This window comes from Cognatishimia sp., from assembly GCF_049116455.1.
In the GTDB taxonomy this organism is placed as follows: Bacteria; Pseudomonadota; Alphaproteobacteria; order Rhodobacterales; family Rhodobacteraceae; genus Cognatishimia.
The window spans coordinates 19,661-39,865 of sequence record NZ_JAGDYW010000002.1 but is presented as its reverse complement, the minus strand read 5'-3'; the positions used below and the strand labels follow the sequence as shown (position 1 = coordinate 39,865).

The window sequence follows — 20,205 nt, the reverse complement described above, 5'->3', positions numbered from 1 at the left end:
CTTACTTCCGTTTCGCTTTTTTGTCTGCCGCGTGACCGTAATAGGTCCGAGATGGTGAATACTCACCAAACTTCTGACCGATCATTTCTTCGGTTACGTTGACAGGCACGTGTTTCTGACCGTTGTACACACCAAATGTCAGGCCAACGAACTGTGGCAGGATGGTGGAACGACGGGACCAGATTTTGATCACTTCGTTGCGGCCGCTTTCGCGAGCTGCTTCTGCCTTCTTGAGGACATAAGAGTCAACAAAAGGGCCTTTCCAGACTGAACGAGACATAGATTAACGTCCCTTCTTCTTGGCGTGACGCGAGCGGATAATAAGCTTTTGCGACGCTTTGTTCTTGTTGCGAGTGCGCTTACCCTTAGTTGGTTTACCCCAAGGAGTAACCGGGTGACGACCACCAGAAGTACGACCTTCACCACCACCGTGCGGGTGGTCGATTGGGTTCATAACAACACCACGAACAGACGGGCGGATGCCTTTATGGCGCATACGACCGGCTTTACCGTAGTTCTGGTTAGAGTTGTCTGGGTTGGATACCGCACCAACGGTTGCCATGCATTCCTGACGGACCATGCGCAGTTCGCCAGAAGAAAGGCGGATCTGAGCGTAGCCACCGTCACGGCCTACGAACTGAGCGTAGGTGCCCGCTGCACGTGCGATCTGACCACCTTTACCAGGCTTCAGTTCGATGTTGTGCACGATGGTACCGATTGGCAGACCAGAGAACGGCATTGCGTTACCTGGTTTGATATCTGCTTTCGCAGACGCGATGACCTGATCACCTACCGCCAGACGCTGAGGCGCCAGGATGTAAGCTTGCTCGCCATCTTCGTATTTAACGAGTGCGATGAACGCGGTCCGGTTCGGGTCGTATTCGATCCGCTCTACAGTTGCCGCGACATCAAACTTGTTACGTTTGAAATCAACGATCCGGTACAGACGCTTTGCGCCACCGCCACGACGACGAGATGTGATCCGTCCGGTATTGTTCCGGCCGCCCGATTTGGTCAAACCCTCAGTGAGGGCCTTGACTGGACGTCCTTTCCAAAGCTCCGAACGGTCGATCAGAACCAGCCCACGCTGGCCCGGCGTCGTCGGTTTATACGACTTGAGTGCCATGTTTACTGTCTTCCGTTTAGCAATGCGGGCTGGCCTTATGAGGTGCCGGTACCCGCGATGTTAGCCCCCCATCTTGGAAGAATGGGTGACCGTATGAAGGGCCCCGAAGGTCCCGGTAGAAAAGGCAATCAGCCCCAGAACGAATCTGAGGCCGATTTCCACTCGCGCCGAGTATCAGGGATTGAGGGATGTGGCAATGGGATAGTGGTATGCCTCTTCAGAATCCCACAGCCCTAATGTTTGGGTCATTTCTAATATTGGGGGCGTCATGAGGTTTCGGCCTATCCAATTGGCAATGCTCCAAAAGCCTCACCAACCGTTCCTTTCAACCAATCTATCACCACTCGGGCTTTGGTGTTGTCATGAACTTCAGGTTTGGCGTGCACATGCAGGATACGTTCCGTGCGATGGCGATCCGGATTATGCTCTACCAGATCCGCCTGACCCTCCGCCAAGCAGACCGGCAATATCCCAATTCCAACCCCAGCTTGCACTGCCGACGTTAGAGTACCAGCATCTGTCGCTGACAAGCGCACATAAGCATCCTTTGATCGACGTTTTCTAATCTGGCGCGTGAAGTTCCGGCCAGTCGCGTTGTCATCACGGAATTCAACCCACTCTTTAACATCCGCCCCAACTGAAACTCCGCGATACGCGGAATAGGGAATGCGGCACAGGGGGCGAGCCACTTCCCCCTCGCGCGGATCAGCATCAAACCACAGTGACAGTGTAGACTCGCTATAGACAGGCACGGGCGGCAAACGGGCCGATAGACGCAATTCCAATTGCGGATGCCGCATTAACAATTGCGCGGCTGGCTGCCCTGCCAGTTTTTCCAACATCCAAGAGTTAGCTAAAATACGCATAACACCGGATACCTCGCCTCGTGCAAAATCGAGGCGCTCGTTCATAGCGCTCAACTCCGCCTCAAGCCGATAGGCGTGTTCAATCACAATCAACCCTTCTTCAGTGGGTACGATGCCTGACTTGAGGCGCACAAAAAGTGGGGCTTTCAACTCATGCTCAATCGCCGAAAGACGCCGACCAATAGTGGTCTGATCCATCGACAAGAGTTGCGCTGCGCTGGTGAGGGATTTTGCTTTGGCGATGGCCAGCACGATTTCGAGATTGGCCCAGTTCATGTAGAATCCTGCATTTTTACATGACCTTTGTGCACAATTTCACCTTAACTGCCAAGCTGCACACAAATACAGTTTTCCCAATGCCTTCAAGACAAGACGCCGAAACCTCGTGATAGGAGACTAAAATGCGAATACTTCTGACGACATCAGCATTGGCGATGCTGAGTCTCGCAGCGTGCAGCACGCCGACGACAACCATGGTCGCTCCTGAGCCCACTTATAACAAAATGGGTGGTGGTGAATGTGATGAGGGTTACATCTACATCCCGGGAACTCCGTGGATGGGTGAGTGTATCCCAGAGCCCGATGATGAGCGCCCGCCGGATGATGATGATCCAAGAGATCCAACGTTCACCGGGACGACTGTACCGCCGACCAGCAGCACACCTCCCACGCCTTAATGACGAAATAGCAATCCAACAAAAAAGCCCCGGAGAACATCTCGGGGCTTTTTTACATAGATTACCTACGTTAGCGATAAGGCCCGCGCCTCTTTGTATGACAAGAGCCGTTTGCCCTCTTCATCCCACAGATGAAGCTTTGCCGACGCCAGGCTCTCGCGGATTGTCAGTTGAGCGCCAACGGCCAGATCACCATGATCTCGCAAAACTTCTGGCAGGCGATAAAATGGGATGCGGCTGTTCAGGTGATGCACGTGGTGGATGCCGATATTGCCGCTGAGCCATTGTAGCAGTGGCGGCAAAACATAATGCGAGCTGCCATGTAGCGCTGCCTCGTGCATGTCCCAATCGCCATCTTCTTCCCAATGGGCATGCTCAAACTGGTGTTGAACATAGAACAGCCAAACCCCAATAGAAGACGCTAAAACGGTAGACGGTACAAAGATCAACAGGATCGGTGCCCAACCGCCAAAGGCATAGATCGGGCCAAGCAACGCCAAAATGCCAAGGTTATTGCCCATCGCGCTGATCCAGAACTTGCGTTCGCCCATAAACCCAAAGGGCAAGCGGTTCACGAAAAGGAACAAGATGCCTGGCGCGATCAGGAACGTCATGATCGGGTTGCGGTAAATTCGGTAATACAGCCGCGCCATAAGGCCAGCTTCGTTATACTCGCGCACCGTCATTGTGTGAATGTCACCCAAGCCACGGCGATCCAAATTGCCAGATGCGCTGTGATGCACGGCGTGCGCATGTCGCCACATTTCATAGGGTGTCACCGTCAGCACGCCCATGAACCGGCCGATCCAATCGCCAAACGTGCGGTTTTCAACGAACGAGCGATGCCCGCAGTCATGTTGAATAATAAAGAGACGGATTAAGAACGGGCCATTGAGCAAAGCAATCGCAAAGGTCAACCAGTAGCTGACCGGCATTGCAGCCAAGGCCAAAGCCCAGATTGCCACAAATGGAATAAGCGTCGCCGCAAGTTCAAACAGGCTGCGCCCCAGATTTGGGGTACGGTATTTGGCCAGAACTCTGACCCACTCCTTTGCCGTGGCCGGGCCATCGGTTGTAGAAGACTTAGATGTTAAATCGAACATGCGCTCGCTCTTTGGTCGTAATATTCAGCGACGCAATCAAAGGCGCATTTCCATCCCATATACGAGGCCCTTAGTCGGTGGCCAGTCGTGTAAAGAGATTTACCGAACATTGTTTTTCGCAACTCTGCGCAAAGATCGGGCTGGGCCCATTCCTTACTGGTTGCATTTTATCGCTCGAAAAACAAAAGCCCCCGCTCTCGCAGGGGCTTTCGTGAATTTTACCAACGCACCAATCAGAGACCGGTGGAGACGTCGATTGTGTTGCCCTCTTCGAGCGTCACATATGCTTTTTTAACGTCTTTACGCTTACCGATAGTCCCACGGAAACGCTTGGTTTTACCTTTAGTGATCGTTGTGTTTACAGCTTTCACCTTCACACCAAACAAAGCTTCAACAGCTTCTTTGATCTGAGGTTTGTTGCTGTCGATCGCAACTTCGAAAACAACCGCGCCATTTTCAGACGCCATCGTTGCTTTCTCAGTGACAACCGGCTTGCGGATCACGTCGTAGTGTTCTGCCTTCGCGCTCATTTCAGTCGAGCCTCCAGTGCTTCGATACCCGCTTTGGTGATCACAAGGATGTCACGCTTGAGGATATCATAAACGTTTGCGCCCATTGTCGGCAGGATATCCAGACCTTCAATGTTGCGGGATGCCTTCAGGAAGTCCTGATTGGCTTCCGCACCGTCGATGACCAGCGCGCGTTTCCAGCCCAGGTTCTTAACCTGTTTCGCCAGAGCAGCGGTTTTGCCTTCAGCAGACGCGTCTTCGATCACAATCAGCTCACCTGCTTTTGCTTTCGCAGACAGAGCGTGCTTCAGACCAAGCTTGCGGAACTTCTTAGGCAGGTCGTGACCGTGGGAACGGACAACCGGGCCTTTATAGATACCACCACCGCGGAAGATCGGCGCGTTACGGTCACCGTGACGTGCGCCGCCGGTGCCTTTTTGGCGATAGATCTTTTTAGTGGAGTAAGAAGTTTCAGAACGTGTCTTAACCTTGTGAGTACCCGCTTGAGCGTTGTTACGCTGCCAGCGAACAACACGGTGCAGGATGTCCGCACGTGGTTCCAGACCGAACAGATCTTCAGACAGCTCAACGGAACCCGCTTTGCCGCCGTCCAGTTTGATGACGTCTAGTTTCATGCTTCACCACCTTCCGCAGGCGCTTCTTCAGCTGGTGCTTCAGTTGCTGCAGATTTCAGAGCTGCTGGGAACGGAACGTTCTCAGGCAGTTTCTTTTTCACGGCGTCTTTCACTGTGACCCAGCCACCTTTGGAGCCAGGTACGGCGCCTTTGATGAACACAAGACCGCGGTCCGCGTCAGTTTTGACGACTTCCAGGTTTTGTGTAGTCACGCGTACCGCACCCATGTGACCCGCCATCTTCTTACCTTTGAAGACGCGACCAGGGTTTTGACACTGACCTGTGGAACCGTGAGAACGGTGAGAGATCGAAACACCGTGTGTTGCGCGCAGACCGCCGAAGTTGTGGCGCTTCATCGCACCGGCAAAACCTTTACCGATAGATGTGCCCGCAACGTCAACTTTCTGACCGTCAACAAAGTGCTCTGCAGAAATTTCTGCACCAACTTCGATCAGGTTTGCTTCGTCAACGCGGAATTCTGCAACCTTGCGCTTAGGCTCAACATTCGCTTTTGCGAAGTGACCACGCATGGCTTTAGAAGTACGCTTTGCCTTTGCGGAACCTGCACCCAGCTGAACAGCTGTATAGCCGTCACGATCATTGGTGCGCTGGTCTACAACTTGCAGACCGTCGAGAGAAAGAACAGTAACAGGGATCTGTTTACCGTCTTCCATGAACAAGCGGGTCATGCCCACTTTTTTCGCGATAATACCGGAACGCATATCAGAACCCCTTAAACTGAGATCTGAACGTCAACGCCAGCCGCCAGGTCGAGCTTCATCAGCGCGTCCACGGTTTGTGGGGTTGGGTTAACGATGTCCAGCATACGCTTGTGCGTACGAATTTCGAACTGGTCACGAGATTTTTTGTCGACGTGAGGACCACGTAGAACGGTGAATTTCTCGATTTTGTTTGGCAGTGGGATCGGGCCACGTACATCAGCGCCGGTGCGCTTTGCAGTGTTTACGATTTCCTGTGTGCTGGCGTCCAGTACACGGTAATCGAATGCCTTCAGCCGAATGCGAATATTTTGACTTTGCATTTCGTCAGCCTTCATTGGCGTAAAGGTTGAGAGGAGGAGCTGCGACCACCGCAAACCCTCTTCGAACCCAAAAGACGGGAATCACCCCGCCTTCATGTTCTTAAAGAGAACTCGCGCGATATACGTCCCGAGTGGCTTCGTGGCAAGGGGTTTCGGCCCTTCACGCATGCTTTTGTGAAGCGTTTGGCATCAGTGTTCTAAATCTAGCCAAAAGCAACACTTACCTACTAGATATTCCAAACCCAGGACTTTGCTACGAACCATTGCTGTGACGAGACCTAAGGCTCCAAAAGTTTCAACAAACTTTGCCGAAACTCCTTGGTTTTCCCTTTGCCGAGCTTGGCTTCGATTTCGGCTTCTATGATTGCAATCTTTTTCGCAACCAACCCACGGATTTCTTGGCCACGCTCTGTGATTTCGATCACCTTATCACGATTGCTATTTTCAGCAGGAACCATGCGAACCACGTCTTTTTCCTTTAAACGCTGCACTGACATATGGACGGCCTGCTTAGAAACCCCAAGATCCCGCGCAATATCCGCTGTAGTCCTAGAATGCCGCGATGCGAGCATAAAAACCTTGGCATCCGATGGGCGCACACTGCCGAGAACAGTGCCTTCGCGCAAAACCTCCATGCGCCGATCCAAAAGCTCGCTCAGATCTTGAACAAGTCCGCGAATATTATTTTGGTCAACCATGGTTGTTATTTCCAACACGACGCCCATTTGTCAACAGTCAACCCAAGTTGACTTTATGGAGATGACATATGAAAAACCTTGTTTTATTAGCCTCTATCGCAAGCCTCGCCGTATCAGTGACCACAGTGTCTGCGCAGGATGCCTCTGGTTTCCGAACCGAAGGCGAGGGCGATTGGTATCACCCGATTGAAATTGAAGAATGGGTATCTCTCGGAGCGGAAGAAACCAAAATCAAGGAGACGTTAAGTGCGATCGCAGACACCGTAGGCAAGCGAGAAGATCCTGAACAACCCGACACTTTAATGGCCTACGGCCCGGGGCATTGGACCTACGAATGGGAACAGCTAGGCGATGAGGCCCTAGAGACTGCGCACACAAATCAATCCATGGCCTCTGCTCAGGCGGCGCGGGTCTACTTCCATTTGGCATCCGCCCCACACACAAACGACCCAAATCAGCGACGCGCATTAGCCAAAGCCTCAGAGGCCTATCTGCTGGCAGCTAGCCTCACGCCCTACTCTGTAATCGATCAAGAAATTACCGCTACTGAGGGGACTTTTCAAAGCTTCGTCCATCTTCCAGCTGGCAACGGTCCGTTTCCCGTTGTGGTCGCTTCACAGGGATCAGATCAATCCAAAGAAATGTTGCTCGAGTACTTCCTGGATTATTTAGCCCCGCGCGGAATCGCGCTGGTCTCGCTTGATCTTCCTGGGATGGGTGGCAGCGCAAACTTTGACTTCGCGGATGGCAAGTCTGACAAGCTTCATCTTGCCGCGATCCAATGGATTAAAACACAGGACGGCTTCGCCCATGACAATATCTTTGTGCAAGGTGCCAGTTTTGGGGGCCACGCCGCAGCGCGCGTCTTCACACAGGCTGACACACTCGGACTTGCGGGGGTGATGTCTTTTTGCGCGCCACTTGACGCGCCTTTCAAAGCACCTCCAAGCGCATATGAGGCTTTGCCTGCCTTCACAATCGATGGCGTGCGTGCACGGATCAATGTTGCACCTGATGCCTCCATGCGCTCATTCGCACGAGCAATTCGACCAGTTGCTCTCAGCAATTCCGATTTACTTGACGGCCCCGAGATCAACACACCGATATTAGTGCTGACAACCAATCAAGATCCGGTTGCGCCCCTCGAAGACGTTGATGCCTTGCTGAACCGTGCAACCAATAGCACTCGGATCGTCTTGGATGAACCGGGCCACTGCCCAGAAGGTGACATAGAAGATCGTGTGGCTGCATCGTGGATCGTCGACAACTTACGCGGCGACCACAAGAAAATCGCCTTTGACGACAACTGATGTCTAAAACATGTGAAAGGGCGCCGTTCGGCAACCCTTTCCAATAAATATATTCCAGACATTCCCGGATCCGGGACATAAATGTAGCCAATCTTGAGCGGCCATCGGGTTGTTAGAAAGGCAGCTTAGGCGGCCTTCCCCAAAGCCGCGTCGCCTGTCGCCACTACTCCTTTATCAAAGAGCTTCGCGATCTCTGTAAAATCCAGCCCTGCAACGTCGGCCAGAATTTCTTCGGTGTGCTCACCCAAAGATGGCGCGCGGCCGGGGGCATCTCTCAGCACCTCTGAAAACTCCGCCGGAGAGGCCGGCACAGGAAAGCGCCCGAGGCCAGGCTGATCGAGCATCTCGAATATTGGGTTCTCTGTCGAAAGGTCCGGATCCTGCGCGACAGCCTCTTTCACTGTGCGGAAAACCGACCAAGTCAGGCCGTTATTGTCGAAGTCCTCAGCAAACTCCGAAAGCGCGCGGGCGGCGAACCATGGGGCAAGGATTTCGGTGATGTCATGCCGTAGCGCCCAGCGGTTGCCCTCATCGCGCAGAGATTTGCCGCTCCGCTTTTCAAGCAATGTCATCGCCTCTGCACTATCCGTTGCCTTCACCAATCCACGCCATTGACGATCGGTCAGGCCGATAACCATGACGCGTTGCCCATCGGCACAAAGGAAATCCTGCCCATAGGCGCCGTAAAGCGCATTGCCCGATTTTGTGCGCGGCGCGGGGTTCACCACCGCATCTCCGATCATACCCAAATGCCCCAAAGTGGCTGCAGCAACATCTTTTAGCGCAAGGTCAACATTCTGACCTTTGCCATGACGCAATCGGTGACGTTCTGCCGCCAAAAGACTTGAGACAACCAGGTTGCCAGCGATCAAATCCCAGGCCGGTAAAGCATTCGCAACCGGGCCATCAAAGCCTTCAGGTCCGGTAATTTCCGGAATACCCAGGGCTGGGTTGACGGTATAATCCACCTGCGGACGGCCATGCCGGTCACCTGACAGCGTGACCATAATCATGTCTTCGCGGTGCTGAGAAAGCGTCTCGTAATCCATCCATCCACGCACGCGCAGGTTGGTCAGAAATAGGCCAGCATCTTCGCCTTGGGCTGTGACCACACGGGTGATCAGTTCGCGTCCCTCCTGCGACTTCATATCGACAGCGAGGGATTTCTTGCCTTTATTCAGGCCCGCCCAAAAGAGACTCTGGCCCGAAGGTGCGAGCGGCAGGCGTCCGGCATCGAGACCTCCTCCAATACGATCAAAGCGAATGACTTCAGCGCCCATTTGCGCCAGTGTCATCCCTGCGAGCGGGACCGCCACAAAGGCTGATCCTTCGACCACACGCATTCCTTTTAAGATACCCATTATGCGGCCTCCCACATGGCAGTGGCTTGCATGCCCTGATGGCCATCCTGGCCGGTGAAAAGATTAAGGGCGCCGTCTTCTTCGACAGCTACGATATCAAGGTCAGTGCCGCCAAACATCGGGTGCACACCGCGATAGTGGAAGTCACTGGGGACCGCGTCTTTGTGGGCTGTGGCTGCCTGCATCAGCAATGTGGCTTGCAACGGGCCATGCACGACAAGTGCTGGGTAATGCTCGACCTCTTGGGCGTAGGGCAGATCATAGTGAATACGATGCGCGTTATATGTCACGGCGGAATACCGGAAGAGCAACGTGGCCGGGGTCGCATGGGATGCCTGAAAGGCTGGGCTGTCCGGCATGGCGCGTTTTTTCGGCGGCACAAAAGAGGTCGGCATATTGAGGTAAACGATGTCCTGACGTTCTTCGATGGCGAGACCCGCCTGCCCGCAGATACGGTGCTCGACCGTCACAAGAACCATATCGCCTGCGCCGGTTTCCTTGATTTTGATGTCAAGCACTGTGGATTTTCGCTTGAGTTTTTCACCGACCAAAAGGGGCGCGTGAAATCTAAGAGATCCGCCCGCCCACATGCGTCGTTTTTGGGCCATAGGAGGCAGCAGCCCGCCGGTCGGGGGATGACCGTCTTCTCCAAGGTGATCTGTGGGGGTCAATGGCGGAAAGGCCGCCCAATGCCAAAGCGGTGGCAACAGCGCGCCTGCGGCAGGTGCCGGCTGAGAACCGTCCCCAATCGCAGCATGCATGCGTGAAACATCCAGTGCTGACATCATGCCAGTTGTCATCTCACTTTGCCCCTTCAAGGCCTGAATATTGACCTGGTCCATACTGAACCTCCCCTATCAAATCGTTCCTAGAAATGGGGGGGCACAGACGGGAAAATCAAATGATTTTAAACACTTAAATGGATACTGCCGTATACCAAGTCAGGGCACCATGGCATACGAAACGGCGAGTTCCCTGAGAACATAGAACTTTTTGGATTGGCGCTGCAGGTGCATCCAACTTGCTGCAATTGCAGCGTGCGACGGGATGACACAGAAGGCGCAAGACAAGGAAAAAACCGGCTGTCGGAAATGCACAGAAGCTTAGCGAAAACAGCGTATTGGGAGTGAAGCTGAGAATGATGAGCGACTTATGGTATGAGAGTCGCGAGAGATTATTCCTGTCATACCCAATGCAATTTCAAAGATTTTGCAGCCCCCGAACTACCCCGCCTGCCTTCAGCTAAACGCGAGCGTTTTGCGCCCTTCCCTCGGTTCGTGCAACGTTAAAATAGAGCCGTACAGTGCCCGACCTTGGGTGGGCATCAGTCCGCTCTCGTGGGGCAGTTTATCTAACCGCTTTTAATCGAACGATGCGTATGGCGAAGCGTTGCAAAAGCGCCCTCCCGGCGGGTGGTTGGGCGCTGCCCGGCGGCGCTACGGGCCTTGTTCCAGGTGAAGCACATGTCGTAATATTTAGGTGTCACCCAAGCGAAAATCATGCATCAAAAATGCCACGAGACTATCGGCTATTACTTCTTTTTCTTTTGAAACCTTGTCGACTTCGACCACTGCCCAATCCCTGCTTGGGTCTAGACCAACACAATACCCGTTATAGTCGTCACCCAAAAACCAGATACCACTTAGCGATAACGAAGAAACGTCGCCATAAATTTCACTAGCTGTTAACGGTCGATCGTAAATTTCAAAAAGGGTGTCTCCAATCGTTCCGCCGCCTATCTTTTGCAGAAACACCAAATAATCAACCGGTAAATCACTGTCTAAGTTAGATGCGACTGTTGGGCCTCTCGGTGCAGAGTATAATTTAGAGAATCTGTTCTTAAGTGCGCTGATATTCATCCGTCATCTCAAAGTTGGTAAACTGGAATTTGTGATCATCTATCCGGGGGAAGCAACTAGAATGATGTTATGGGCTAATTCGACCAAATCAAAAAGGCCGCCCTAAGGGACGGCCTTTCATAAATTCACCTGAGGCTTTCGGGAGCTTTTGGCTTACCAAAAGCCCCTACCGCCTGTTTGAAATCCTTACGGATGTTCAAACTTACTCAGTGATTTTGGACACAACACCGGAACCAACGGTACGGCCACCTTCGCGGATCGCGAAGCGCAGACCTTGCTCCATCGCGATAGGCGCGATCAGCTCAACGTCGAATTTCAGGTTGTCGCCTGGCATAACCATTTCTGTACCTGCTGGCAGGTTAACAGTGCCGGTCACGTCAGTTGTACGGAAGTAGAACTGTGGACGGTAGTTCGCGAAGAATGGGGTGTGACGACCACCTTCTTCTTTAGTCAGAATGTATGCTTCTGCTTCGAACTTTGTGTGTGGCTTAACGGAACCTGGCTTACACAGAACCTGACCACGCTCAACGCCTTCACGGTCAACGCCGCGCAGCAATGCGCCGATGTTGTCGCCAGCTTCACCGCGATCCAGCAGCTTGCGGAACATTTCAACACCAGTACATGTGGTTTTGGATGTGTCTTTGATGCCAACGATTTCGATTTCGTCGCCAACGTTGATCACGCCACGCTCAACACGGCCAGTCACAACTGTACCACGACCAGAGATCGAGAATACGTCTTCGATTGGCATCAGGAACGGCTCATCAACAGCGCGTGGTGGCTGTGGGATGTACTCGTCAACTGCAGCCATCAGCTCAGCGATTTTCTCTTTACCGATGTTGTCGTCACGGTCTTCCAGAGCTGCCAGAGCAGAACCCGCGATGACTGGGATGTCGTCGCCTGGGTATTCGTATTCTGTCAGCAGTTCACGGATTTCCATTTCAACCAGCTCAAGCAGCTCTTCGTCGTCTACTTGGTCAACTTTGTTCATGAAAACAACCATCGCAGGGATGCCAACCTGGCGGCCCAGCAGGATGTGCTCACGAGTCTGTGGCATTGGGCCATCAGCTGCGTTCACAACCAGGATCGCGCCGTCCATCTGAGCAGCACCAGTGATCATGTTTTTCACGTAGTCAGCGTGGCCTGGGCAGTCAACGTGTGCGTAGTGACGTGCGTCAGTTTCGTATTCTACGTGAGCAGTAGAGATGGTGATGCCGCGTGCTTTTTCTTCTGGTGCGCCGTCGATTTCGTCGTACGCTTTGAAGTCACCGTATTGCTTGGTGATCGCTGCTGTCAGTGTTGTTTTACCGTGGTCAACGTGGCCGATTGTGCCGATGTTGCAGTGCGGTTTGGAACGTTCAAACTTTTCCTTAGCCATAGTGGCCTCCTATCAATTGAGGAGGGACGCGGAACCGATCCGCGCCCCAATTTCGCTTAGGCGTATTTCGCCTGAATTTCTTCAGAGATGTTGTTTGGCACTGGGTCGTAGTGGTCAAACTGCATGGTAAACTGCGCGCGGCCAGAAGACATCGAACGCAGAGTGTTGATGTAGCCGAACATGTTCGCCAGAGGCACAAATGCGTCGATCGCAACCGCGTTACCACGTGGTTCCTGACCGGACACTTGACCGCGACGAGATGTCAGGTCGCCGATGATGCCGCCGGTATACTCCTCAGGAGTGATAACTTCGACTTTCATCATTGGTTCGAGCAGTTTCGCACCCGCCAGACGCATACCTTCACGCATACACATACGTGCTGCAATTTCGAAGGCCAGAACGCTGGAGTCAACATCGTGGAACTTACCGTCGATCAGGGCAACTTTGAAGTCGATCACTGGGAAGCCAGCCAGAGGGCCGGAGTCCATAACCGAGTTGATGCCTTTTTCAACACCTGGGATGTATTCCTTAGGAACAGAACCACCAACGATGCGGGATTCAAAGGAATAGCCTTCGCCAGGTTCAGTCGGCGTGATGATCATTTTCACTTCGCCGAACTGACCAGAACCACCAGATTGTTTCTTGTGGGTGTAGCTGTGCTCAACTTCGTGGCCGATGGTCTCACGATACGCAACCTGTGGCGCACCAATGTTCGCTTCAACTTTGAATTCGCGCTTCAGACGGTCCACAAGGATGTCGAGGTGAAGTTCGCCCATGCCTTTCATGATGGTCTGACCGGATTCCAGGTCAGTCTCAACACGGAAGGATGGATCTTCTGCTGCCAGACGCTGCAGACCTTGAGACATTTTCTCTTGGTCAGCTTTTGTCTTAGGCTCAACTGCGATTTCGATAACCGGATCCGGGAAGGTCATTGTTTCCAGAACAACAGGTTCGTTAACAGCACAGATGGTGTCACCGGTTGTTGTGTCTTTCAGACCCGCCAGAGCGATAATGTCACCTGCGTATGCTTCGGTGATTTCTTCGCGGTTGTTGGAGTGCATCATCATCATACGACCGATGCGCTCTTTACGACCTTTGGTGGAGTTCAGCAGGGTGTCGCCTTTGTTCAGCGTACCAGAGTAGATACGTGTGAATGTCAGGGAACCAACGAACGGGTCGTTCATGATTTTGAACGCCAGACCAGAGAACGCCATGTCATCATCCGCACGACGGGCGATGTCACGAGTTTCTGTTTCGTCGCCTGGTTTGAAGCCCATGTAATCAACAACGTCCAGTGGGGACGGCAGATAGTCGATCACAGCGTTCAGCAGCGGTTGAACACCTTTGTTTTTGAACGCGGAACCGCCCAGAACCGGCACGAATGCCATTTCCAGAGTACCTTTGCGAAGCAGCTCGCGCAGCTTTTCAACGGATGGCTCTTCGCCTTCCAGGTATGCTTCCATCGCGTCGTCGTCCATTTCGACGGCCGCTTCGATCATTTTACCGCGCCATTCGTCCGCCATGTCCTGAAGTTCAGGGCGGATGTCACGCTTGTCCCAAGATGCGCCCAGGTCTTCGCCTTCGTAGACCCATTCTTTCATGGTCACGAGGTCAACCAAGCCTTCCAGCTCAGTTTCTGCGCCGATCGGAATACCAACAGGAACAGCATTTGCGCCTGTACGGTCAATGATCATATCAACACAGTTGAAGAAGTCCGCGCCGATCTTGTCCATTTTATTGACGAACACGATACGTGGAACTTTGTAGCGGTCAGCCTGACGCCAAACGGTTTCAGTCTGAGGCTCAACACCGGCGTTTGCGTCAAGAACGCAAACAGCACCATCGAGAACCGCCAAGGAACGCTCAACTTCAATTGTGAAGTCAACGTGGCCTGGAGTGTCGATGATGTTCAGACGGTGCTTAGGAGTGTCAGCAGTTACGCCGTCCTCTGTGCGTTCCCAGAATGTGGTGGTCGCAGCGGAGGTGATGGTGATACCACGTTCCTGTTCCTGCTCCATCCAGTCCATAGTCGCCGCACCATCGTGCACTTCGCCGATGTTGTGGGATTTACCTGTGTAGTACAGGATGCGCTCGGAACAGGTTGTTTTACCCGCATCGATGTGCGCCATGATACCGAAGTTACGGTAGTGGTTAAGCGTATATTCGCGTGCCATTGGTCAGAATACCTTTTGGAATTACCAGCGATAATGGCTGAAGGCTTTGTTCGCCTCGGCCATCTTGTGAGTATCTTCGCGCTTCTTAACGGCGTTGCCGCGAGAGTTCACAGCATCCAGAAGTTCACCAGCAAGGCGCTCTTCCATTGTGTTCTCGTTGCGACCACGGGAGGCAGTGATCAACCAGCGGATTGCCAGTGCTTCACGGCGCTCTGGGCGCACTTCAACAGGAACCTGGTAAGTAGCACCACCCACACGACGAGAGCGAACCTCGACGGATGGTTTGATGTTGTCCAGTGCTTCGTGGAACACTTCGACAGGGGCGCGTTTTACTTTGCCTTCAACACGATCAAGCGCGTTGTAAACGATTTTTTCTGCAACGGATTTTTTACCATCGATCATGAGGTTGTTCATGAACTTGGACAGAACGCGGTCACCAAACTTTGCGTCTGGTAGGACTTCGCGTTTTTCAGCAGCGTGACGACGAGACATTTATAAATATCCTTCTTACTTAGGACGCTTCGCGCCGTACTTGGAACGACGTTGCTTACGATCTTTAACACCTTGGGTATCCAACACACCACGCAGGATGTGGTAACGGACACCCGGAAGGTCTTTTACACGGCCGCCACGGATCAGAACCACAGAGTGTTCCTGAAGGTTGTGGGATTCACCTGGGATGTAAGAGATCACTTCGAAACCGTTGGTCAGACGAACCTTCGCAACTTTACGCATCGCGGAGTTCGGTTTCTTAGGAGTTGTTGTGTAAACACGTGTGCAAACACCGCGTTTTTGTGGGCACTGCTCCAGGTGCATGGACTTAGAGCGTTTGATTTTAGGCTGACGCGGTTTGCGGATCAGCTGTTGGATCGTTGGCATATTTGCTTCCCGTTTCCTTACTCATTTTGCATGGGTCACCCCATACGCTACCGGTTCTTTCGCACCACATGTTTCCACATAGCGAAAAAGCCGCAAATGTTCCCGTACCGAGGCGAACATCGCGGTTTGTTTCCAGAGGGTGCACGCTTCAAAGTAGCGCGGACCTTAGCCACTGAAATTTTGATTGCGGCGACAGAGACATCTCTCCTTAGCCGTATGGTACGCGCGTATAGGGGGAGTCGGAGGGCCTGTCAACAGCATGCAAAGTGTCTTAATGACCTGAAGTCAGCTTGCGCTTATAGCTCAAGCGGCTCTGCAGTCAGACCCTGTTTCAATTCTTCGATCCGGTCGAGCACAGCTTTCTTACGCGCCTCGAGGTCAGCCTGCAATCGCTCAATATGTTCCAGTTTTTCCCGCATCTTAATAATCCCGCCTTCGCACGGCCCTGCGCCCTCGTCCGACAAACAGGCACTCATCGTCTTGATTTCGCGAGTTGAAAATCCGGTTGCAATGAAATCTCGAATTCGGCCAGCCCGGCGAAGATCTGGTTCGCTATATCGTCGATATCCATTGGCGGAGCGATCTATCTCCATCAGGCCTTCGTTTTCATAGTGGCGCAACATGCGCTGCGTGATGCCGAGCCTATCAGCGGCTTCTTTGGCTTGCATTAGTAAGCTCCTTTCCCATTAGAGATCAGATGTGGTCCCACTGAACTATGTTCAAGAATAGTGCCGGCCAGACGCCTAGGTCTGACCGGCAAGTGACTAAATCCGCTGCGACCAACCTCCATCGACAGCAATTACTTGGCCGGTCAGCCATTCATTTTCTGAATGTCCGAGGCGAAGAATCCAAGGCACAATATCTGCAGGTGTACCACGGCGCCCCATAGGCACCTGTTCGGCTTCCTGCTGTTCGATTTGTGCGGCCATGTCTGCTGGCAATCCCATCATTCCAGTCAGAGCTCCGCTTTGAACCGGCCCCGGTGCAATCGCATTCACGCGAATACCATGACCCGCGAGCTCAATCGCCCACGTCCGCGTCAGGTACTCCAAGGCGGTCTTTGTCGCGCCGTAATGTGCAACCATCGGTGCTGCATTTTTCGCCACAGCCGTTGAAATATTCACAATCGCTCCGCGACTTTGTTTTAGGGCGTCCAAACTTGCTTTCACCAAGAGCGACGGCGCGACGATATTGACCGCCGACATGTTTGCGATGGCCCCCGGATCATAGGCTTCTAATGGCATCGGATGACCCGAACCGGAATTGTTCACCACAAGATCAATCCGACCCCAAGACGCCATAGCCTCGCTGACGATCTGCTCTGCACTGTCGGGATCAGCGCTATCGATCTGTAGACCTTCGATAGAGGAAGATGGCTCTGTTACGCTCGAAAGCCGCTCAATATTGCGCCCCGTGATCAAAACCTTGGCGCCCAATTCGGCAAGCTCGATGGCTGTGGCGCGCCCAATGCCCGAGCTTCCACCCGTCACAATCGCTACTTTGTCTAGCCAAATACTACTTTGTGTCATCTCGCATTTTCTCCTGTCTGCGAACGATTCAATCGTTTTGAGCAGACAGTGTTAGCGGCTTGACACTAGCGTCAGGGTCAAGGCTGCAATGCGTAATAAATGAGTCTTGAAAGCTTAGACTTTGATTTCTTTTTCACGAAATATTGCAATCAACTGACTGCAGAGAAATAAGGTAAAATCTCTTCTGCGATCCGGTGCAGCGTCTCTTCGATATCCGCATTGTTGTAGCGCAGATTGAGCGCCACGTGGTTCACGCCAATTTCCTCTAGCTGTTTAAGATGCTCCACAAGGAAGTCGGTCCCGGCAGCATAACCCAAAGCGATGGGACGGACAGGCATCGTGTTATTAGACATCACATCCACATAAAGCGACTGCATCACCGGTTTGTCGGTTGTGCAGGTAGCCCGAACGTTTCCGCGATAGGTATCAATGGCTTGTTGTTGGGCATCGAGCCTGCGCGGATAGGTCATCCAGCCGTCGCCATGTTCAGCCCCCCATTCCGGCGTTTGCTGCGCGCCGCCGGTCATCAGCAAAGGAATGCGGCCAGAGACAGGTTTCGGCAGCATATCCATATGACCATTCAATCGCCCCTGCTGGCCATCAAAATTGGGAAAGTCACCAAATGTAGCGCGGATGTAATCCACGCTATCGCGGAACCGAGCGTCGCGACCTTCGTAGTCCGCAGCTAGCGCAGGGTATTCTTCGGGCCGGTCCCCTGAGGCGACACCCAAAAGCATGCGTCCACCCGAAAGAACATCCACCGACGCAGCGCTTTTGGCGACATGTGCCGGGTGGCGAAGCGGCAGAACTGCACTAGCGATGCCAAGACCAATGTCTTTGGTGACGGCGGCGAGAGCACCAAGGTAAACAAACGGATCATACATCTGACCCACGTCCCCAAAAGCCGGTACATTAAATGGAATGTCACGCAGCCAGATGGCCGAGAAACCAAGCTTTTCAGCCAATTGGGCCCGTTCGATGTGACGTTCCATCGATGGGGAATCACCCACCGTGTAAGCTTCAAGAGGGCTGACCAAACCAAACGTCAAACGGCCGGGCTGAAAGGTCCGGCTGTAGGCACGATTGAATACTGGGAACTCTAGTGTTTGGCTCATGGCCTGCCTCTTGTCTTTTGTCGGACGGTGTCTGCCACCTTGGGCGGAAAGCGTGATGAAGGAAAGACCATTGGGACCATTTGCGTTGCTACATTTCAGCGCCTTCTGACCAAACCTGTTTCGCGCGTTGCTCTTTTGTCGCCCGACTGGCATGATTTTCCTTGAAGGCAGAACAAAAACCGAGGGCAGCACATTGAACAGTCAGGACTTGCAGGTCATCGGACTTTGCCGATTTTCTTATCCTGCCTTTGGCGGTTTTCAGGTCGAACATGAAACCATCGAAGAGCGGCGTGCCTACCTCTACGCGCCTGATCGAATGGATGACCGTATGCGGACCTTTGAGACCATCGCCCTGCCCGGTCTCAAAGCGCAAACTGATCCAAATTTTGAATTCCTAATCGTGGTTGGCACCTGCCTACCAGAAACCTATCGCGCAGAACTTGAAGCGATGATTGCGGATATGCCTCAGGCCAAAATCGTTGCTGAAGAACCCGCACGGCATCGCCCCGTGATGAAGCGTATTATCAATGATCATTTGCGCAATGACGCAACCCTTCCGAGTTTGCAGTTCAGACATGACGACGACGATGCGGTGGCCGTGAACTTTGTTGAACGGTTTCGCCAAGCGGCAGCAGATTGTGCGGGTTTGGTTACGACAAACGAGACCGTTGGAATTGATTTCAACCGAGGATTCTCCGCGCGGCCAACCGCCGAGGGAATGTTATCCTCACCGTCTTTCATGCCCTATTATGGCGTGGCCCTTGGTATGTCGGTCTCTCCTACAACAGATAAGACGATCATGAATTTCGGGCACAATAAGATCAATCGAGTGATGCCGACCGCGACTTTTTCAGACGAAGACATGTTTGTGCGCGGCCACAATGATTTCAACGACTCTCGTCAGAAAGCCAAGGTCACCCGTGTGAACCTCGAGCCATTGGATTCAGACGGTGAAGCACATTTCAAACAGCGCTTTGCTATCGATTGCGATCAGGTGCGCCGTGTTTTTGGCTGAGATTTCGCTAAAGACTCACGGTAAAGCGTAAAGATCCCTGTGCCGACAACGATTGCGGCCCCAAACATCGTCAGCGCATCAGGCCATTCGCCAAATATCAAAAGGCCAAAAATCAGCGCGAATATCAGCCCGGTGTATCGGAATGGCGCCACAAAAGAGACGTCTCCGACCCGCATGGCGAGTACCGAAAAGACGTATCCCAGCCCCAATAAACATGCCGCCCCAATGATCATCATCTGAATATCAAAGGTCATAGGCTCCCAGTCCAACTGGGTCATGGCTACGAACCCGTAGGCCGTGACCGCCAGTGACATGGCCAATGCGGCTGTCAACGAGGGCACATCTTTGGACATACGTCTTGCAGCCAGGTCACGAATGGTCACAAAGAAAACCGTTGCGAGTGCGTAAAAACTGCCGGTTGAAAATCCTTCGGGACCGGGGCGCACAATCAATAGCATTCCGCAAAATCCGATCAGGATGGCGGTCATCCGCCGCCAACCCAAGGGCTCGCGGAAGAACAGCGCAGCAGAAAGTGCCAAGCTCAGTGGCAGCACCTGCAAGATGGCTGTCGCGTTGGCAAGTGGGAGCAAGGTTAGAGACGTTAGGAACAAATAGGCGGCAATCACTTCGGCCACACTTCGGATCAACAGAAGCTTGCCATCGCGACGAGACACATTCAAAACCAGCGCCCGTTGCTGCCAAGCCAAAACGCCGATCAACAGGCTACACAACACACCACGCAATGCCTGATATTGCGGCAACGGAATATCCACGAGGATGATTTTTGTCAGCACATCTCCGGACGAAAATGCCGCCATTAGGGCAATCATAAAAATCGCCCCGCGCGTGTTGTCTGATCCTGACATCTTGATGCTCCGCAGTATTGGCCGACAATGCCTGATTTGGAACCAAAGACAAATCAAGCTTCG

The 20,205-nt window shown here is 52.9% G+C and carries 23 protein-coding genes; 3 read left to right on the top strand and 20 right to left on the bottom strand.

Annotated features, from left to right (window positions below; genetic code table 11):
• Position 1: 1 nt before the first annotated feature.
• The 3 genes from rpsS to JXQ85_RS03635 all read right to left on the bottom strand — a co-directional run bounded on the left by rpsS (position 2) and on the right by JXQ85_RS03635 (position 2,268).
• Positions 2-280 carry a 30S ribosomal protein S19 gene (rpsS, locus tag JXQ85_RS03645; protein ID WP_421747507.1) on the bottom strand — a complete coding sequence of 93 codons (279 nt, stop codon included), beginning with the start codon at positions 278-280 and terminating at the stop codon, positions 2-4.
• A gap of 3 nt (positions 281-283) precedes the next feature.
• Positions 284-1,126, bottom strand: a complete 843-nt coding sequence (gene rplB / locus JXQ85_RS03640; protein ID WP_421747506.1) for a 50S ribosomal protein L2 — start codon at positions 1,124-1,126, stop codon at positions 284-286.
• Positions 1,127-1,407: 281 nt separating this feature from the next.
• A complete protein-coding gene (locus tag JXQ85_RS03635) occupies positions 1,408-2,268 on the bottom strand; it encodes a LysR family transcriptional regulator (protein ID WP_421747505.1) in 861 nt (286 codons plus the stop codon).
• A 125-nt stretch (positions 2,269-2,393) separates the two neighbouring features.
• On the opposite strand from JXQ85_RS03635, the gene JXQ85_RS03630 reads away from it, so the two are divergent.
• Positions 2,394-2,669, top strand: a complete 276-nt coding sequence (locus tag JXQ85_RS03630; RefSeq protein WP_421747504.1) for a hypothetical protein — start codon at positions 2,394-2,396, stop codon at positions 2,667-2,669.
• A 65-nt stretch (positions 2,670-2,734) separates the two neighbouring features.
• On the opposite strand, the gene JXQ85_RS03625 is transcribed toward JXQ85_RS03630, so the two are convergent.
• The 6 genes from JXQ85_RS03625 to JXQ85_RS03600 all read right to left on the bottom strand — a co-directional run bounded on the left by JXQ85_RS03625 (position 2,735) and on the right by JXQ85_RS03600 (position 6,656).
• On the bottom strand, positions 2,735-3,772 hold the full coding sequence (locus JXQ85_RS03625; RefSeq protein WP_421747503.1) for a fatty acid desaturase: 1,038 nt from the start codon (positions 3,770-3,772) through the stop codon (positions 2,735-2,737).
• 233 nt (positions 3,773-4,005) lie between these two features.
• Entirely contained in the window at positions 4,006-4,302 is a 297-nt protein-coding gene (locus JXQ85_RS03620; RefSeq protein WP_421747502.1) for a 50S ribosomal protein L23, read from the bottom strand.
• Positions 4,299-4,916 (bottom strand): 50S ribosomal protein L4, encoded by a 618-nt coding sequence (gene rplD / locus JXQ85_RS03615; protein ID WP_421747501.1) that lies wholly within the window; start codon positions 4,914-4,916, stop codon positions 4,299-4,301. The genes JXQ85_RS03620 and rplD overlap by 4 nt, the downstream gene beginning before the upstream one ends.
• Positions 4,913-5,638 carry a 50S ribosomal protein L3 gene (gene rplC, locus JXQ85_RS03610; protein ID WP_421747500.1) on the bottom strand — a complete coding sequence of 242 codons (726 nt, stop codon included), beginning with the start codon at positions 5,636-5,638 and terminating at the stop codon, positions 4,913-4,915. The genes rplD and rplC overlap by 4 nt, the downstream gene beginning before the upstream one ends.
• Before the next feature lie 11 nt (positions 5,639-5,649).
• Positions 5,650-5,958 carry a 30S ribosomal protein S10 gene (gene rpsJ, locus JXQ85_RS03605; protein WP_058313903.1) on the bottom strand — a complete coding sequence of 103 codons (309 nt, stop codon included), beginning with the start codon at positions 5,956-5,958 and terminating at the stop codon, positions 5,650-5,652.
• A gap of 278 nt (positions 5,959-6,236) precedes the next feature.
• A complete protein-coding gene (locus JXQ85_RS03600) occupies positions 6,237-6,656 on the bottom strand; it encodes a winged helix DNA-binding protein (RefSeq protein WP_421747499.1) in 420 nt (139 codons plus the stop codon).
• 68 nt (positions 6,657-6,724) lie between these two features.
• Here JXQ85_RS03600 and JXQ85_RS03595 point away from each other — a divergent pair, with 68 nt between their 5' ends.
• On the top strand, positions 6,725-7,966 hold the full coding sequence (locus JXQ85_RS03595) for an alpha/beta fold hydrolase (protein WP_421747498.1): 1,242 nt from the start codon (positions 6,725-6,727) through the stop codon (positions 7,964-7,966).
• Positions 7,967-8,091: 125 nt separating this feature from the next.
• Here the strand turns inward: JXQ85_RS03595 and JXQ85_RS03590 are convergent, their stop codons facing one another.
• From JXQ85_RS03590 to JXQ85_RS03545, 10 genes are all read right to left on the bottom strand, one after another.
• Positions 8,092-9,327, bottom strand: coding sequence for a CoA transferase (locus JXQ85_RS03590; RefSeq protein WP_421747497.1), 1,236 nt, complete (start codon positions 9,325-9,327; stop codon positions 8,092-8,094).
• A complete protein-coding gene (locus JXQ85_RS03585; RefSeq protein ID WP_421747496.1) occupies positions 9,327-10,169 on the bottom strand; it encodes an FAS1-like dehydratase domain-containing protein in 843 nt (280 codons plus the stop codon). The genes JXQ85_RS03590 and JXQ85_RS03585 overlap by 1 nt, the downstream gene beginning before the upstream one ends.
• Before the next feature lie 633 nt (positions 10,170-10,802).
• Entirely contained in the window at positions 10,803-11,186 is a 384-nt protein-coding gene (locus JXQ85_RS03580; protein WP_421747495.1) for an SMI1/KNR4 family protein, read from the bottom strand.
• 202 nt (positions 11,187-11,388) lie between these two features.
• Complete coding sequence (gene tuf, locus JXQ85_RS03575; protein WP_421747494.1) at positions 11,389-12,564, bottom strand: elongation factor Tu; 1,176 nt, start codon at positions 12,562-12,564, stop codon at positions 11,389-11,391.
• Positions 12,565-12,620: 56 nt separating this feature from the next.
• Entirely contained in the window at positions 12,621-14,738 is a 2,118-nt protein-coding gene (gene fusA, locus JXQ85_RS03570; RefSeq protein ID WP_421747493.1) for an elongation factor G, read from the bottom strand.
• 21 nt (positions 14,739-14,759) lie between these two features.
• Entirely contained in the window at positions 14,760-15,230 is a 471-nt protein-coding gene (gene rpsG, locus JXQ85_RS03565) for a 30S ribosomal protein S7 (protein ID WP_421747492.1), read from the bottom strand.
• A gap of 15 nt (positions 15,231-15,245) precedes the next feature.
• The gene (rpsL, locus tag JXQ85_RS03560) at positions 15,246-15,617 is read right to left on the bottom strand and encodes a 30S ribosomal protein S12 (protein WP_009810698.1); all 372 of its coding nucleotides are present in this window, start codon (positions 15,615-15,617) and stop codon (positions 15,246-15,248) included.
• A 296-nt stretch (positions 15,618-15,913) separates the two neighbouring features.
• Positions 15,914-16,285, bottom strand: coding sequence for a MerR family transcriptional regulator (locus JXQ85_RS03555; protein WP_421747491.1), 372 nt, complete (start codon positions 16,283-16,285; stop codon positions 15,914-15,916).
• Positions 16,286-16,381: 96 nt separating this feature from the next.
• The gene (locus tag JXQ85_RS03550; protein ID WP_421747490.1) at positions 16,382-17,146 is read right to left on the bottom strand and encodes an SDR family NAD(P)-dependent oxidoreductase; all 765 of its coding nucleotides are present in this window, start codon (positions 17,144-17,146) and stop codon (positions 16,382-16,384) included.
• 149 nt (positions 17,147-17,295) lie between these two features.
• The gene (locus JXQ85_RS03545) at positions 17,296-18,261 is read right to left on the bottom strand and encodes an LLM class oxidoreductase (protein ID WP_421747489.1); all 966 of its coding nucleotides are present in this window, start codon (positions 18,259-18,261) and stop codon (positions 17,296-17,298) included.
• Positions 18,262-18,454: 193 nt separating this feature from the next.
• Here JXQ85_RS03545 and JXQ85_RS03540 point away from each other — a divergent pair, with 193 nt between their 5' ends.
• The gene (locus JXQ85_RS03540) at positions 18,455-19,276 is read left to right on the top strand and encodes a putative rhamnosyl transferase (protein WP_421747488.1); all 822 of its coding nucleotides are present in this window, start codon (positions 18,455-18,457) and stop codon (positions 19,274-19,276) included.
• On the opposite strand, the gene JXQ85_RS03535 is transcribed toward JXQ85_RS03540, so the two are convergent.
• On the bottom strand, positions 19,252-20,142 hold the full coding sequence (locus JXQ85_RS03535) for a DMT family transporter (RefSeq protein ID WP_421747487.1): 891 nt from the start codon (positions 20,140-20,142) through the stop codon (positions 19,252-19,254). The two genes, JXQ85_RS03540 and JXQ85_RS03535, sit on opposite strands and share 25 nt — an antisense overlap.
• Positions 20,143-20,205: the final 63 nt, after the last annotated feature.